This window comes from Variovorax sp. TLI9-5A (genome assembly GCF_056867935.1).
In genome coordinates this window covers 6,267,305-6,280,901 of sequence record NZ_CP200310.1, presented here as the reverse complement: position 1 = coordinate 6,280,901, position 13,597 = coordinate 6,267,305, and the positions used below count along the sequence as shown (strand labels likewise).

The 13,597-nt window shown below is 62.6% G+C and carries 17 protein-coding genes; 8 read left to right on the top strand and 9 right to left on the bottom strand.

Annotation, left to right across the window (positions count from 1 at the left end; all coding sequences use genetic code 11):
* Nucleotides 1-18 precede the first annotated feature (18 nt).
* The 3 genes from AC1VNX_RS29855 (at nucleotide 19) to AC1VNX_RS29845 (ending at nucleotide 2,062) form a co-directional block, all read left to right on the top strand.
* Entirely contained in the window at nucleotides 19-273 is a 255-nt protein-coding gene (locus tag AC1VNX_RS29855; protein ID WP_483161156.1) for a hypothetical protein, read from the top strand.
* Between the two features lie 189 nt (nucleotides 274-462).
* Nucleotides 463-1,452, top strand: a complete 990-nt coding sequence (locus AC1VNX_RS29850; protein WP_483161155.1) for a patatin-like phospholipase family protein — start codon at nucleotides 463-465, stop codon at nucleotides 1,450-1,452.
* A 55-nt stretch (nucleotides 1,453-1,507) separates the two neighbouring features.
* Nucleotides 1,508-2,062 carry an RICIN domain-containing protein gene (locus AC1VNX_RS29845; RefSeq protein WP_483161153.1) on the top strand — a complete coding sequence of 185 codons (555 nt, stop codon included), beginning with the start codon at nucleotides 1,508-1,510 and terminating at the stop codon, nucleotides 2,060-2,062.
* A gap of 23 nt (nucleotides 2,063-2,085) precedes the next feature.
* On the opposite strand, the gene dkgB is transcribed toward AC1VNX_RS29845, so the two are convergent.
* The 3 genes from dkgB to AC1VNX_RS29830 all read right to left on the bottom strand — a co-directional run bounded on the left by dkgB (nucleotide 2,086) and on the right by AC1VNX_RS29830 (nucleotide 5,249).
* Nucleotides 2,086-2,904, bottom strand: coding sequence for a 2,5-didehydrogluconate reductase DkgB (gene dkgB / locus AC1VNX_RS29840; RefSeq protein ID WP_483161152.1), 819 nt, complete (start codon nucleotides 2,902-2,904; stop codon nucleotides 2,086-2,088).
* Nucleotides 2,905-2,945: 41 nt separating this feature from the next.
* Entirely contained in the window at nucleotides 2,946-4,148 is a 1,203-nt protein-coding gene (locus tag AC1VNX_RS29835; RefSeq protein ID WP_483161151.1) for an MFS transporter, read from the bottom strand.
* 120 nt (nucleotides 4,149-4,268) lie between these two features.
* Nucleotides 4,269-5,249 (bottom strand): HNH endonuclease, encoded by a 981-nt coding sequence (locus AC1VNX_RS29830; protein WP_483161150.1) that lies wholly within the window; start codon nucleotides 5,247-5,249, stop codon nucleotides 4,269-4,271.
* A gap of 328 nt (nucleotides 5,250-5,577) precedes the next feature.
* On the opposite strand from AC1VNX_RS29830, the gene AC1VNX_RS29825 reads away from it, so the two are divergent.
* Nucleotides 5,578-5,889, top strand: coding sequence for a hypothetical protein (locus AC1VNX_RS29825; protein WP_483161149.1), 312 nt, complete (start codon nucleotides 5,578-5,580; stop codon nucleotides 5,887-5,889).
* A 143-nt stretch (nucleotides 5,890-6,032) separates the two neighbouring features.
* On the opposite strand, the gene AC1VNX_RS29820 is transcribed toward AC1VNX_RS29825, so the two are convergent.
* The 4 genes from AC1VNX_RS29820 to AC1VNX_RS29805 all read right to left on the bottom strand — a co-directional run bounded on the left by AC1VNX_RS29820 (nucleotide 6,033) and on the right by AC1VNX_RS29805 (nucleotide 8,465).
* Nucleotides 6,033-6,341 carry a hypothetical protein gene (locus AC1VNX_RS29820; protein ID WP_483161148.1) on the bottom strand — a complete coding sequence of 103 codons (309 nt, stop codon included), beginning with the start codon at nucleotides 6,339-6,341 and terminating at the stop codon, nucleotides 6,033-6,035.
* A 116-nt stretch (nucleotides 6,342-6,457) separates the two neighbouring features.
* Nucleotides 6,458-6,961, bottom strand: coding sequence for a hypothetical protein (locus tag AC1VNX_RS29815; protein WP_483161147.1), 504 nt, complete (start codon nucleotides 6,959-6,961; stop codon nucleotides 6,458-6,460).
* Nucleotides 6,958-7,332, bottom strand: a complete 375-nt coding sequence (locus tag AC1VNX_RS29810) for a hypothetical protein (protein ID WP_483161146.1) — start codon at nucleotides 7,330-7,332, stop codon at nucleotides 6,958-6,960. The genes AC1VNX_RS29815 and AC1VNX_RS29810 overlap by 4 nt, the downstream gene beginning before the upstream one ends.
* 101 nt (nucleotides 7,333-7,433) lie before the next feature.
* Nucleotides 7,434-8,465, bottom strand: coding sequence for a M35 family metalloendopeptidase (locus AC1VNX_RS29805; protein ID WP_483161145.1), 1,032 nt, complete (start codon nucleotides 8,463-8,465; stop codon nucleotides 7,434-7,436).
* A gap of 177 nt (nucleotides 8,466-8,642) precedes the next feature.
* On the opposite strand from AC1VNX_RS29805, the gene AC1VNX_RS29800 reads away from it, so the two are divergent.
* A complete protein-coding gene (locus AC1VNX_RS29800) occupies nucleotides 8,643-9,110 on the top strand; it encodes a lysozyme inhibitor LprI family protein (RefSeq protein ID WP_483161144.1) in 468 nt (155 codons plus the stop codon).
* A gap of 45 nt (nucleotides 9,111-9,155) precedes the next feature.
* On the opposite strand, the gene AC1VNX_RS29795 is transcribed toward AC1VNX_RS29800, so the two are convergent.
* Nucleotides 9,156-9,701 carry a hypothetical protein gene (locus tag AC1VNX_RS29795; RefSeq protein ID WP_483161143.1) on the bottom strand — a complete coding sequence of 182 codons (546 nt, stop codon included), beginning with the start codon at nucleotides 9,699-9,701 and terminating at the stop codon, nucleotides 9,156-9,158.
* Between the two features lie 783 nt (nucleotides 9,702-10,484).
* On the opposite strand from AC1VNX_RS29795, the gene AC1VNX_RS29790 reads away from it, so the two are divergent.
* The 3 genes from AC1VNX_RS29790 (at nucleotide 10,485) to AC1VNX_RS29780 (ending at nucleotide 12,413) form a co-directional block, all read left to right on the top strand.
* Nucleotides 10,485-11,054 (top strand): DUF3455 domain-containing protein, encoded by a 570-nt coding sequence (locus tag AC1VNX_RS29790; protein WP_483161142.1) that lies wholly within the window; start codon nucleotides 10,485-10,487, stop codon nucleotides 11,052-11,054.
* Nucleotides 11,055-11,151: 97 nt separating this feature from the next.
* Nucleotides 11,152-11,676 carry a sigma-70 family RNA polymerase sigma factor gene (locus tag AC1VNX_RS29785; protein WP_483162035.1) on the top strand — a complete coding sequence of 175 codons (525 nt, stop codon included), beginning with the start codon at nucleotides 11,152-11,154 and terminating at the stop codon, nucleotides 11,674-11,676.
* Nucleotides 11,673-12,413, top strand: coding sequence for an anti-sigma factor (locus AC1VNX_RS29780; RefSeq protein WP_483161141.1), 741 nt, complete (start codon nucleotides 11,673-11,675; stop codon nucleotides 12,411-12,413). The genes AC1VNX_RS29785 and AC1VNX_RS29780 overlap by 4 nt, the downstream gene beginning before the upstream one ends.
* On the opposite strand, the gene AC1VNX_RS29775 is transcribed toward AC1VNX_RS29780, so the two are convergent.
* On the bottom strand, nucleotides 12,400-13,587 hold the full coding sequence (locus AC1VNX_RS29775; RefSeq protein ID WP_483161140.1) for an MFS transporter: 1,188 nt from the start codon (nucleotides 13,585-13,587) through the stop codon (nucleotides 12,400-12,402). The two genes, AC1VNX_RS29780 and AC1VNX_RS29775, sit on opposite strands and share 14 nt — an antisense overlap.
* Between the last annotated feature and the right edge of the window lie 10 nt (nucleotides 13,588-13,597).

Here is a 13,597-nt window from a genome sequence, read left to right as displayed (position 1 = left end):
CGCAGCAAGGAGCTGGCAATGATCTTCACGAGAAGCGAAGAAGGCACCGAAAGCCAAACCTCACCCCGCGTCGCACGCGCACTCGAAACCTATCGCAGCGTCATCGCATGCCACGACCACATCGCGTGTGGCAGCGGCGTTCACACACTTACCGCCGTATTGATGCTGCCTTGCTACCAGTCCGAATTCCGCAACCTCGCGCTCGCGATGACCCCGGAAGAAGAGCGCGAACTAAGGTACGCGCTCGATTCGATTTGCGAGACCGCGGCGTGAAGACGACTACCTTCGCAGCAAGTTTTGCCGCGCAAGGTTTCATTGCGAAAGCTTGCGCGGTTTGCGGAATTACAGAGTTGGATTGAACGGGATTCCACTCGTAGCGGCAAACGCCCGAGGCGCCCAGACTCCGCTTCCCCGGCCGGGAAGTCATTTCATGGAAATCATTTCTCTTGAAAGGAGTTGGCTATGGCGGAAACGCAGAAATTCACCATCCTCTCGTTCGTAGGCGGTGGCATACGAGGGCTGATGTCGGTGTCGGTACTGAACAAGATTTACCAGAAGTACCCGCAGATCATCGCCAACAGCGACCTCATCGCGGGGTGCTCCACCGGCTCGATCATCACGAGCGAGCTGTTGGCGGGCAAGTCGCCGCAGGACCTCATCGATCTCTTCACCAGCCAGAACGGCGAGATCGGGTTCTACGAAAAGATGAACACCGACCCGAAGCGGCCCGCGTACCCCATCGACGAGGTCTACGCCTCGCAGGTCGCGCTGCATGGCACCACGAAGGTCCAGGACATCGTCACGAGGAAAGTGCTGTTCGTCACCTTCAACGTCGGCGGGCTCGAGGTGAAGAACTCGGTGCAGACGGCCATACCCTGGCAGCCGGTCATGTACACCAACATGATCCCCGACCATGGCGACGTGGAGATCGCCAAGGCGGCCACATCCAGCGGTGCGATGCCGGGGCAGCTGGGCTCGTTCGAAGGCAACGTCGACGGCTGCTTCTTCAACCACGACCCGACGGTCGCGGCGATTGCGCTGGCGGTGAAGGCGGGCCATGCGCTTGAAGACATCGCGGCCATCACCATCGGCACCGGCTACATGCCCGACTGGATCGCCAGCGACACCCACGAGTGGGGCGCCGACCAGTGGATGAACGGCGTGGCGAACCCCTTCAACAATTCGCCGCCGTTCCTCATGAACCAGACGAAGTCGTCGCCTGTGCTCGACATGAGCCTGAATGGCACTTCGACCGAGCTCATGCCGATGCTGGCCAAGATGCTGCTGGGCGATCGCTACACCAACATCAACCCGACGCTGCCCTTTTTCGTGCCGGAGAACACGGTCTACCCGCAGGCCCTGCAGCTGCTGCAGGACAAGGGCGCCAACGCGGACACCGCGTATGCCGAGGCCCTGGTGCGGAAGTACTGGGTCGAACACGCGCTCGGCTGAGCACTGAGCACCACCTGCAAGCAGGAAAACGCATTCCAGGAAAGGAGAAACGACGATGTCGATCACCGCAACAGGTGCTGCAGCGCCAGCACCCGTATCCTCACCCGCGATTCCCATCGAGAAGCTGGACCTCGGTCCGTACAACATCCAGTACCTGCCCGATGGCCACTACGTGCTGGACGTGAACGGCAACAGCCCCGCCAAGGGCGCAGGGGTCATCGGCTACACGCTCAAGCTGCCGCAGGCCGGCAACCAGCAATGGCTGTTCGTTCCCTCGCCCCAGGCGCCGGGCTGGTGGTATCTGCAGACGCAGATGGGCACCGGGTTCGTCCTCACGCTGCAGCCTGGTTCCACGGTTGTGCCCACGCCCGTCGTGATGATGCCCGTCGACCTGGCCAGTGCAGACAGGCAGCTCTGGAGCCTGCTCTCCACCGAGGAGCCTGGCTACTGGTACATCCAGAGCAAGCTCGGGGCGAGCAACTCGCACGCGCCGCTGGTCATCGGGCTCACCGACAACAAGGTGGAATCCAGCGCCGTGGCCGGCCCCATCAGCTTCACCGGGTTCCGCGCGCAGGCCTGGGGGTTCAGGCCCGTGGGCAACGCGGGCTGAAGGGAAGCAAGCGTGAAGGGAGCTCAGTCCCAGGCCGGCGACAGACCGGCCGGGTCTGTCAGGCGCTCATTGCGCTCGAGCGCCGCGATCTGCGCCATCTCGGCGTCCGACAGCTTCAGCTGCAGCGCCTTCAGGTTGCCCTCGAGGTTCGCGCGCTTGGTGGACGACGGAATCACCGCGTAGCCCAGCTGCATCGCCCACGCCAGTACCACCTGCGCCGTGGTCGCGCCGTGCGCCTTGGCAATCGCTTCGACAACCGGGTCGCTCAGCACCTTGCCGTAAGCCAGCGTCATGTAAGACGTGATGTGAATGCCCTGGCTCTTCGCGAACTCGGCCACCTTGCGGTTCTGCAGATACGGGTGCAGCTCGATCTGGTTGGTTGCGATCTGCTCCGCGCCCACGGCCGCAATGGCTTCCTTCATCAGCGCGATGTTGAAGTTAGACACGCCAATGTGCTTCGTGAGCCCCTGTGCCTTGGCCTCGGCCAGCGCGCCCATGAACTCGGCTACTGGCACTGCGTTGCCGGGTGAGGGCCAGTGGATGAGCGTGAGGTCGACATGGTCTGTGCGCAGCTTGGCGAGGCTGTCTTTCAGGCTGGGCACCAGCTTGTCTTTGGCGTAGTTGTCGGTCCAGATCTTGGTGGTGATGAAGAGGCTGCTGCGGGCCACGCCGCTTTCGGCAATGGCCTGGCCCACCTCGGCTTCGTTGCCGTAGATCTGCGCCGTGTCGATGGCGCGGTAGCCCACGTCGAGGCCGTTCTTCACCGAGTCGATCACCACCTGGCCCTTCAGGCGGAAGGTGCCGAGGCCGAAGGCGGGAATGGTGTTGTTGTTCGTGTTCATGATGTGTGTTGTCCTTGTGCGTTGAAAAAAAGAGGGGAGGTTCAGTGGCCGACCGGCACCGGCCCTGAAGCGCGAACCGGAATGCCTGCACGCCGATCAAGCGTGCCGCTCCACTGCGTGAGGGCCAGAGAGACAAGCACCACCAGTGCGCCAATCCACGGCGTGTGCATCAGCCCAAGGTGCGTCACGATCAGCCCCCCGGCCCATGCCGCGCCGGCAATGCCCAGGTTGAAAGCCGCGATGTTCAGGCCCGAGGCCACGTCCACCGCCTGCGGCGTGAAGCGTTCGGCCTGCTTCACCACATACACCTGCAGCCCCGGCACGTTGCCGAAAGCCACCGCGCCCCACATCAGCACCGCCAGCAGGGCCAGCCACTTGTGCGGCGCCGCGAAGTTGAACACCAGCAGCACCGCGGCCAGCAGCGCGAAGATGACCTTCAGCGCCGGAATCGGGCCCATGCGGTCGGCCAGCTTGCCGCCCCAGATGTTGCCCACCGCCACCGAGATGCCGTACACCAGCATCACCCAGCCCACAGCGCCGGCGCTGAAGCCAGACACGTCGGTAAGGATCGGCGCGAGAAACGTGAACGGAATGAACGAGCCGCCATAGCCGATGGCCGTCTTCGCATACACCAGCAACAGGCGCGGCTCGGCCAGCACCTTGGCCTGCTGCGCCAACGAGGCCGGCGGTGTGTGGCGGATGTTGGAGGGCACGAAGACCCAACTGCCGATGAAGGCGATAACGCCCAGCGCCGACACGGCCAGGAAAGTCTCGCGCCAGCCGAAGTGCTGCCCGATGAACGTGCCCAGCGGCACGCCAGTGACCAGCGCCACCGTGAGGCCCGTGAACATGATCGCGATGGCGCTCGCTGCCTTTTCCTTCGGCACCAGGCCGGTGGCAATCGTCGAGCCGATGGAGAAGAACACCCCGTGCGCCAGCCCCGTGAGCACGCGGGCGGCAATCAGCGACTCATAGCTCGGGGCCTTCCACGCCAGCAGATTGCCGACCGTGAATAGCGCCATCAGTCCGAGCAGCAGCGCCTTGCGCGGCAGCTTGCCTGTGAGCGCGGTGAGCACCGGCGCGCCGATGGCGACGCCCAGTGCGTAGAGGCTGACCAGCAGGCCGGCGGAGGGGAGGCCGATGTGGAGGTCGGCTGCGACTGTGGGGATGAGGCCAACGATGACGAACTCTGTCGTTCCGATGGCGAAGGCGCTGAGGGTTAGCGCCAGTAGGGCGATGGGCATGAGGGCACTCCTTCTGGGATGGGAAGGAGTGTCTTGCGGTTATCTTTGCGGATAAACAGCAGATAGATCAGAAAATAGTTGCTTCGAAAGCAAGGATCGAATTCGCCCTTCCCTTATGTCCTAGAGCGGCTCATTGATCGCGAGTTTGAAATTCACTCGAGCCTGGTGCTCTAACAGGGCTTCGCTCAAAGGGGTGATATTCCCCTTGTTGATGCTTTGCCCAGCTGCCTTCGATAGCTCGGCCGCAATTTCGGACTGCATATCAACATCTCTCGGATTGACGTGGACGCGGTGGCTGCTGTCTAAGGTGAAGATGCCTAGCTCAAAGGCTTTGTCGTGCATTAAGCAAAGGCAGAGTCCATTACCTAGGTGCCCCCGCAGCATCTCATTGTCTGACCAGCGAGCGATGTGAGACGCTACAAGAAAACGCTGATCTGACACGTAGCACCCTGGAAAGCAACAGCGATATCCGTAGAGTTTCTTTAATTGTCTGGAGAACTCCGCTTGGCCGATTCGGCTTTTGATAACTGACAACTGCCAACCTGTCTCAACAGTGATGTTTGCAGTTGACTCCTGGACTATTTGATCCGGTGCGGGGTTGTCGAAGAGTGCTTCGAAAAGTTGAGAATCAATTTCGGAAAGGTACGCACCATTGAGGCATTGCAAGCGTCCTGATTGCTTCACGAAGAAAAGATGCTTCTTTTTTGCGTTTCCAAGTAATCGATTTGCTGTGAAGTACGCCTCTAGCTGCTCTCGCCGTTCAGTAAAAAGCGAGGACAAGTTGATGGGCCTGTGAAATCGCGTGTAGTCCGCGAGGTCCGCCCGGTAGAACGAGCTGGCGTAAGACCAATCGCCGGCTTCAGGTGGGCGTTCTGTGGTTTCAAAGCCGCTACTACTCGCTCTTGAGTAGCCAACGAAGAAGGCTTGGGGACTCGTGCCGCGCAGGTGAACAACGATGTCGCCCTCTCGGATTGCTTTCACCTTCTCCCAAAACGGCCATCGCCCGCCGTTTGTTTTTTCGGTTGGAGCCCAGACGCAATTCGGAAAACCCCAGGCTCCGCCACCGTGAGCTGCGACGCGAGACATCTCCAAATAGATCATCTCCACCTCCTCGGAGAGAAATGTTTGTTGACGATTGTGCATCCGCTCGCGCGGACCCGTGTGGCTTGGCATCGATATACTGCGCGCAGTCGCACTGACAAGTGCGACCGGGTTTGGAAGCCCGCTGAAACTCTGCGACGAAAGCCGCACCGCACATGGTCTGCGGCTTTTTCGTTCGCGCGCCAGTTTTTGGCGGCTCGGACGGGAGGGCGCGAGCCCTGCCGGTTTCTTGCAAGAGTTTCCCGGTCTTCCAACCCGTTCGAGCTGCCGCCCTCGTTTGGAAGCGGGTGCGGCGGTTGTAGCAAACCGAAATTCTTGGAGGCCTCTCATGGCTCAAGCTGCTCCCGCACCGGCGCAATCTCGCGATTGCCCCACATCCCCCAACCTCGACGACCTCGCCCTACAAGCCTGCGACGACGCCGACAACCTCAACGACGTGATGCGCGCCTACGCCGCGCTCAGGAAGCTCGTCGACACCAGCGCCCTGAACGACAGCGAGGAGCTCACCCCCAGCCGCACCGAACTGAGCGCCTTGCTCGGTGTGCTCAACGACGCGCTGACGGCGCGCATTGACGCCATCAACCTCGCGGCCGGCGCGGTGCGCGAAGCGCTGCAAGGGCGCAAGCCGGGCCTCGCGTGAGGTAGCTGGCGGCGAGGAGTCCGTCGTTCATTCGGGCGGCCGGTCTGGCCGGCTGCCTCTTCCCGCTCGGACTGCGCGGTGAAGCTCGGATGTGCGCGGGCCCATCGAAGTCGTTCCCGATGCCGCGCCAGAGGCTGCGGCCGTTAAGCGCCGTGGATCACCAGCATGATCCAGAAGGTCACCCACAGCGCGCCGGCTCCAAGCAGATACATGCCCAGCAGAAAGGCCGCCAGATAGCCGATGCGTTGCCAGATTCGAGGGGTGCTCGGAACGAAGCGCCAATAGATCCAGACCGCCCAGGCAAACAGGATCGCGGCGGTGATCGGAGCGATGTTCTCGAAGAGTAGATGGAACTTGCGTTCGTTCAGCGCCCCCACAGCCACGAACATTGCAGGCATCGCGAGGAACCATATCAGCACGTTGAGCAGAAGACGTGCCCAGACCTTGATCATCGAATTGCTCCTCCCTTGAAGAAATGCTCCGGCACTGGTGTGTCCCGGCTCGGAGCTTGATGCGGACGCATTGAGATCGAGAGCGCGCAGCCTGGGCTGCTTCAAATGCGCAACGCTCACTGCTGCTTGAGCGATGCCGCAGGGCCTTCAATCCACTTACAGCATGAGCGTGTCTTGGCGCAAGCTGGTTGAACCGTGGCTTGCAGCTTGTCCAGGCGCTCGAGGCGTCTTGTCGGCGGGTTTTCGAGTTCATCGACATGGGTTTCCACTTCAAAAGAAGTCCCGTCGCTGAGCGTTTTCAGAAGACCGGCGATTTCGGCAAGGCGGAGATGTGCTTTTCTCGACGAATCGGCATCGCCCTTGATCGTGTACGCAAGGATGTCGGCGCGGTATATGCCGTGCGTCGCTCTGCGTGTGTCCTTCTGCTCGATGAACCAGTTTGTCAGAGAGATGACCTGTTCCGACCCCAGGCGCGTGCTGGTCGGCGCGAACTGCACTTCGCGTTCGAGCCCACCAAAAGAACATGCGATGGCCCCTTTGAAGGCGATAGTGCAGATGAGAGCGACGCTCGCACACAACCATCTTCCGCGAGGCAGCGTGGACTCGAGTTGCTCTTTCATCTTTGCGAGGCCGTAGGTTTGTAGAGAGGGTCACCCTTTTGGCACGGGCATTCGTGTGGGCAGGCTGGAAGGAAATCGATATCGACGCGCTTCACCAGGTCGCTTCCTTCTGGGGCCGGGATGGCGGCGACATACCCTTTGGTGGGCAAGTGGACTTCGCGCACGTCGAATTGCAAGTCTTCCCTGAGCACCCTTGCGACATTCCTGGCGCGTTTCACACCTAGATTGCTTGCGTCGTGCTCGCCGAATGCCGCTTGCGTAGAAAGAAAAAGCGACTCGCGATTCGGATACTGCAATCGGAGCATGGCCGTCCAATTGGCGAGCTTGAGAACCTCCTTCGCCGGAACAGTCGCCGAGTTCCGCTCGAACACGACGCCGATGCTTCTGCTCGGGCTGCAAGCCCATGTGGCTGGCGCAAGCAGAACAGCAAGAGATGCCAAGAGGTATCTCGGAAAGGTTTGCCACCGTCTTTTCATTTCGAAGCTTTCGGATCGACTCCAAGTATGTAAGCGGCAATGCTGTCCGCATTTACTCGAAGCGCTTGCAGATTCTGGCTGTTGACCTGTCCTCTCGATTTGGCGGTTCCGTACCAAGTGTCGTTCGAGCTGAAGGTGTCGTCGAAGTGCGTGACCTCATGAATCAGGGTCAGGAGTCGGGAGTCGCCATCGCGGACTTTGTCTGTGCCGAAAATGATTCGGTTGTCGTTCTCGAACTCGCAAAACGGCAGCGCAATCGCAATGGTGTGAGTCGCGACGTCTGGCTTGCATACCGCGGCCACGGTACCCACCCCGTTGTCCATGACACAGGTGAGTAGCTTGCCGCCTGCCGTGAAGCGAACAAAGTTCTTAGGCTCCAATCCTCTAAGTACGCGAACGCATGCAATCAAGCCTTTGTGAAGATGTTCGCGTGTGCTCTGGTCGGCGATTCCAAACCACGTCATCACGCGGGCTTGGGCTTGCTCGTCCCAGCGCTCCAGTTCGGGCAGGCGTTGCTTCGCGATGTAGTCGACCGCCATATCTCGCAACTTCATCATCAAGGTGGCGAAGGTCTTGTTGGTCATGTTTGGGCAGATTCTCTCTGTCTGTTCGGCCTCCGGCGGATGCGTGACACCCTCATCAACAACTTTCTTGAAGGCTGCCATTTCTAAACCCGCTGTGGTGCGCTCCGCAGGAGCCATGACCGCCAAGCTGCGCATGGTTCCGTCCGCAATCCAGTCGTCATCGTCACACTCCGCCGACTGCTGGGATACGGAAAGCAGCGGTTGCGGTATCGGGCAGTGGCATACCACCACGTCTCCCTCCAGCGCTATCTCCGATATGAACTGCGGCCGCCGCGGCCCTCCCGCCTTGGCGATGATGCCAACGCTATTGCATCCTTCGCAGTACGCCCTGCCACCAATCAGCGCGGGCCGATGCCCGAAGAAATCGACCATCGGGCCGTCGTAGGGCAGCACCCTCCCACCAGCGGCCGGCGGATCACCGACCAAGACAACTCTGCGCATCATCCTGAAACCTCCCTTGTTGAGTCGGGGAGTTGTAGAGCGATGCGCGTGTTGACACTGTGGACCAAAGTCAACCGGCTCCAGATTTTTCACGCTGGATAAAGTTTTTGAATCCGAAGATGCGTCGCTTGCACCGGATAACACCGACGGCAGTGCAAGCTATCGCGCTTTGAGCGAGCTATGCGATCTGGGATTTCGATCTTTTTCCTGTTCTTCGCCTTGTCGGCCGCCGTTGCGGACGCGGCCTTGTCTTCTTCGCCAGCGAAGTACCAGCCCGGCTCCGATGAGGTGCTTGCTGCATTGGCGCATCGCTCCGGGTTGACCGAAGACGCTCTGCGCGGTCGCCTCTCCAACTGCGATGCCAGCCAGTATGCGATGAACATCTGTGCGTACCGCGATGCTGTAGCGGCGGACCTGGCTCTCCAGCACGCTGTCTCCAACAAGGCAGAGCAGTTGCCAGGCTGCAAGGACTGGCTCGGAGCCAGGATTGCCCGTTGGGTGACCGAGCGTGATCGAGGCTGCAAACGCAGTGCCGCCAAGACCTACGGTGGCGGATCGCTCGAGCCGATGGCCATGTCCATGTGCGTTCAGCACGAGAACGAGCGGATGGCGATGAAGATCGAGCGCCAGCGCAGCTGCGATCGCTAAGTACTTCTGAGGCCCTTCACGCAGGGGTAGGCTAAAGCCCTCGCATCAACGCTCCAAACCATCGGGCCGACCGGGATTGCAGCCCGGTAGTTTCGAGGTCTTCAAGTTCGGATATAGCTGTATGGCCGCAAAGTCGTTGGCTACAAGGTCTGCACTTTTTCTCTCTTGGTCGCTATGTGAACGCTGCTCGACTTCGATGGGCACGGGAAAGAGTGCCTTCAACGCACGCGTCGTGTTGTCCGCTCGCATTCTTGCGAGCCGCATCGCGTCTTCCGAAGTTCTGCCCGGCAACTTGACAGTCGCGCCTGCTTCTACGCCGGCGCTTTCATAAACTGCAAACATCGCGTCGGCACGACTGACCCAATCCGCCAGCCGCTCGATCTGGGCTTGGTCGAGCTCGGCAGAACCATCTGCAAACGTCAAAGTGATCTGAATGATTCGCTGGCATGCAGCGACGTGGCCGCAAGCGGTGAGCAGGGTCAGTATGAGAAGCCGCTTGGCTCGGATAGAAAACTTCACCCCGGACCTGAGTTCGCGCAGCAATGCTCCCGATGAACTACGGCTGGTCAGCTCGCGATCGAGGGAAGTCATGCGGTCCCAAAGAGCTTCGTCACCGCGGTGCCGGTGGTTTGTAAAGTGGATCCTCTCTTTGACAAGGGCATTCGTGGGGACATGCAGGCAAGAATTCGATGTCCACGCCAAGAACGCCTGGCGGCCTCTCTCCTCTCAGATTCGTTACCGAGGAAGGAGCAAGTACATGAGCTCGTTCCGGGAGGCGCACCTTTGCCTCTTCGAGCCCAAGGTTGTCCCGGAGAACGCGAGCGATGTTGTGCGCACGTTCCATGCCCAGGCCGTCGGGCGAATGCTCTCCGGGCTCGGTAGACGCATGGAGTGTGATGGACCCGTGATTCGGATACCTCACACGAAGATCGGCGATCCAGTTCGCAACGCGCGACACCTGCGCGGCAGACACGGCGGCGGAATTTCGGTCGAAGTACACGTAAGCAACCTTGATCGGACTGCATGCGCTGGCGAAGGTGGGAGCCAACATTGCGAGGGCTGCACCCAGTTGCCAGGCGGTCTGCCAGCCGTTTGGCCGGCGCCTTCCCGTGCGGTGCCTTGGATGCAGGCTGCGAATTTCTCGATCCATTCAATACCCCTGAGTTGATGACCCCGGAGGTGTACGTGGGCATGGCCGAAACCACTGTTGTCTATCGTCAATCGACGACTCGTATTTCACGATCCGGCTCGGATTCGATGGAAAGACGTGCGCCTCAGAAAAATTTCGCACCCCCTGCATCCAAACCCGCCCCTGCCGTGTAGACCCCTCAGCAGCGAGGAGCTGCTGACCTTCTACAACCCAGGAGAAATTCCATGCACACCTCTCGTCCCGCCCGTTCGCTCGCCGTTCTCGGCGCCGTCAGCGCCACCGCTGCGGTGCTCACCGCCTGCGGCTCGATGTCGATGACCCCCGCCTTCAACCAGTCCAGCCTGCCCCCCACCATCCAGGTGCCGGCCGGCAACAAGGTCGCGATGGAAACCGTGGGCAAGGGCGACATCACCTACGAATGCCGCGACAAGGCCAATGCCCCGGGCCAGACCGAGTGGGTGTTCGTCGGCCCCGACGCCAAGCTGATGGACCGCAGCGGCAAGCAGGTGGGCAAGTACTACGGCCCGCCGGCCACCTGGGAATCGAACGACGGTTCGAAGCTCACGGCCACGCAGCTGGCGGTCGCGCCCTCGGGCCCGACCAGCCTGCCGTACCAGCTGGTGAAGGCCAACCCGGCCACGGGCAGCGGCGCGATGACGGGCGTCACCTACATCCAGCGCGTGGCGCTGCAAGGCGGCGTGGCGCCCACGACGGTGGCCTGCACGCCGGCCACCAAGGGCCAGAAGCAGATCGTGCAGTACCAGGCCGACTACATCTTCTGGAAGGCGTCCTGACCGGGGGGCGATTCGGCGGCGGGGCCGCGGGCTCCACTACCATCGGGCCGTGCAGAACCCGCCACCCATTTCGCCCTTCGACTACGACGCTGCTCTCATGGCCTGCGCACGCGGTGACCGTCAGGCCCTGCAGCAGCTCTACCAGCGCGAGAGCCGCTACCTGCTGGGCGTGGCGCTGCGCATCGTTCGCCAGCGCCAGCAGGCCGAAGACGTACTGCACGACGCCTTCATCAGCATCTGGCAGCGCGCGGAAACCTTCAACCCGGCGCGCGGCGAGGGCCGGGGCTGGATCTACAGCGTGGTGCGCAATGCAGCCCTGAACATGGTGCGCAGCAGCGCACGCCAGGTGGACGTGAGCGAAGACGTGGCGGAGGCCATCGACGACCAGACCGCGCTTGCGGCTTACGCCTCGTCCGCCGATCCGTTCGAGCTGCGCGCCGACCTCGGCAGGCTCGAGGGCTGCCTGGGCGGGCTGGAGCCGGCGCGGCGCGACTGCATCCTCTATGCGTATGTGGAGGGCTGCTCGCATGGCGAGATCGCCGAGCGGCTGCAGACGCCGCTGGGCACTGTCAAGGCCTGGATCCAGCGCGGCATGCGCGCGCTGCGGGAGTGCATGGCATGAGCGGCACCGCTTCCTCCAGCCTCGGCAACTTCGATGACATCGACGCGCTGGCCGGCGAGTACGTGCTGGGCACGCTGTCGGCCAACGCGCGCGCGGCGGTCGAAGCCCGCATGCGCGACGAGCCCGCGCTGCGAGAGGCGGTGCAGGCATGGGAGGCACGGCTGCTGCCGCTGGCTTCGCTCGCGGCGCCGGTCGATCCTTCACCCGCGCTGTGGTCGCGCATCGAGCGCACGCTGGGCAGCGCTGCTGCCGCCGCACCGAAGGCCGGGCAGCCGGCGCGTGCATCGGGCTTCGCGAGCTGGTGGAACAACCTGCAGCTCTGGCGCGGCCTGGCTGCGGGCGGCTTTGCGGCCGCCGCGCTGATGGTGGCGGTACTCGTCACCCGGCCGTTGCCCACGCCGCAGTACATGGTGGTGCTGGTCGCCCCGCAGGACAAGTCGCCCGGCTGGGTGATCCAGACCACGTCGTCGCGCCAGCTGAGCCTGGTGCCGCTGGGCACGATCGAGGTGCCGCCGCAGAAGACGCTGCAGTTCTGGACCAAGGCCGATCAATGGCGCGGCCCGGTGTCGCTGGGGCTGGTCAAGCAGGGCCAGACGCTGCGCATTCCGATCGACAAGCTGCCGCCGCTGGAGCCGAACCAGCTGTTCGAACTCACGCTGGAGCCCGAGAACGGCTCACCCATCGACAGGCCGACCGGGCCGATCCAGTTCATCGGGCGCGCGGTCAAGGTGTTGTAGCGTCGGTCTTCCTGCTGGCCGCCACGGCAGCAGCAAGGCCGATGCTTCCCACCACCATGCACAGCGCAAAGATCACCCCACGCGCGTGCACCGAATCCGCAAACGCCCCCACGACCAGCCCCGCCAGCGGCTGCGTCAGGTTGTTCAGCAGCACGATCACCCCGGTGGTCTTGCCGTAGTCGTGCGCCGGAATGATCCGCTGCCTGTGGATGCGGATGTAGATGCTGAACATCTTGTCGAACCCGACCACGAGCAGGAAGCCGGCCGCGTAGCCCCAATGGCTGGCGCTGGCGGCGGTGAGCAGGCCGCCGCAGAAGATCAGCGCGTAGGCGGTGACGCCCATGCGCCTGAGCGGGATCGACCCGCGGATGATCGCCAGCAGGATCGCGATGGTGGCGACGGCCCCGAGGGGCTGCAGCGTCGCGTAGTAGGTGGCCGAGCGCTGGTGCAGCCCGGTGACCATCGCGGCGGATGAGGCGAGGGTGGTGCCGAGCATCAGGTTCACGCCCGAGGTGAGCATGGTCAGCCGAAGCAGGCCCGGCAGTCTCAGCACGTGGCCGAGCGCGGTCGCGATGGGCCGCAGGATGTGGCCCGGCTCGCCCTGCGGTTCGTGCAGCTGCATGGGGTTACCGCGGCGCCAGTACGAGGTCGCGACGTCGGCCAGCAGGAAGAAGCCGGCCGCCGCGCCGACCACCGCCTGCCACGGCCACAGCGCGAACAGCGCAGCCGCCACCAGCGGGCCGAGCACGGTGCCGGTCTGTTCGGCGGTCTGGGCGTAGGCCAGCACCTTGTCGAAGCGGTTGCCGTTGGCGATCTGCGGCAGGATCACCTCGCGCGCCATCACGCCCTGCGTGGTGAGCACGCCGCACACCGCCGAGAGGCCCACCAGCCAGCCGATGCCGCCCATGGCTTCGTTGGCCAGCACGCCGAGCACGCAGACCAGCGCGCGAAGAATCTGGCTGCCGCGCAGCAGCTTCAGCGGCGACACCCGGTCGCACAGCGCGCCGCAGATGGGAAACGAGAGAAACCGCGGCAGCGTCTCCGCCGCGAAGGCATAGCCCGACCACGCCACGTCCTGCGTCACCTGGAACACGACCAGTGGCACGAGGAACAGCAGGATCTGGTCGGCGAGCCTGGAGAGGAAGAGCGAGAAGAGAAAGGCCGGGAACTTCATCGCGCCGCAG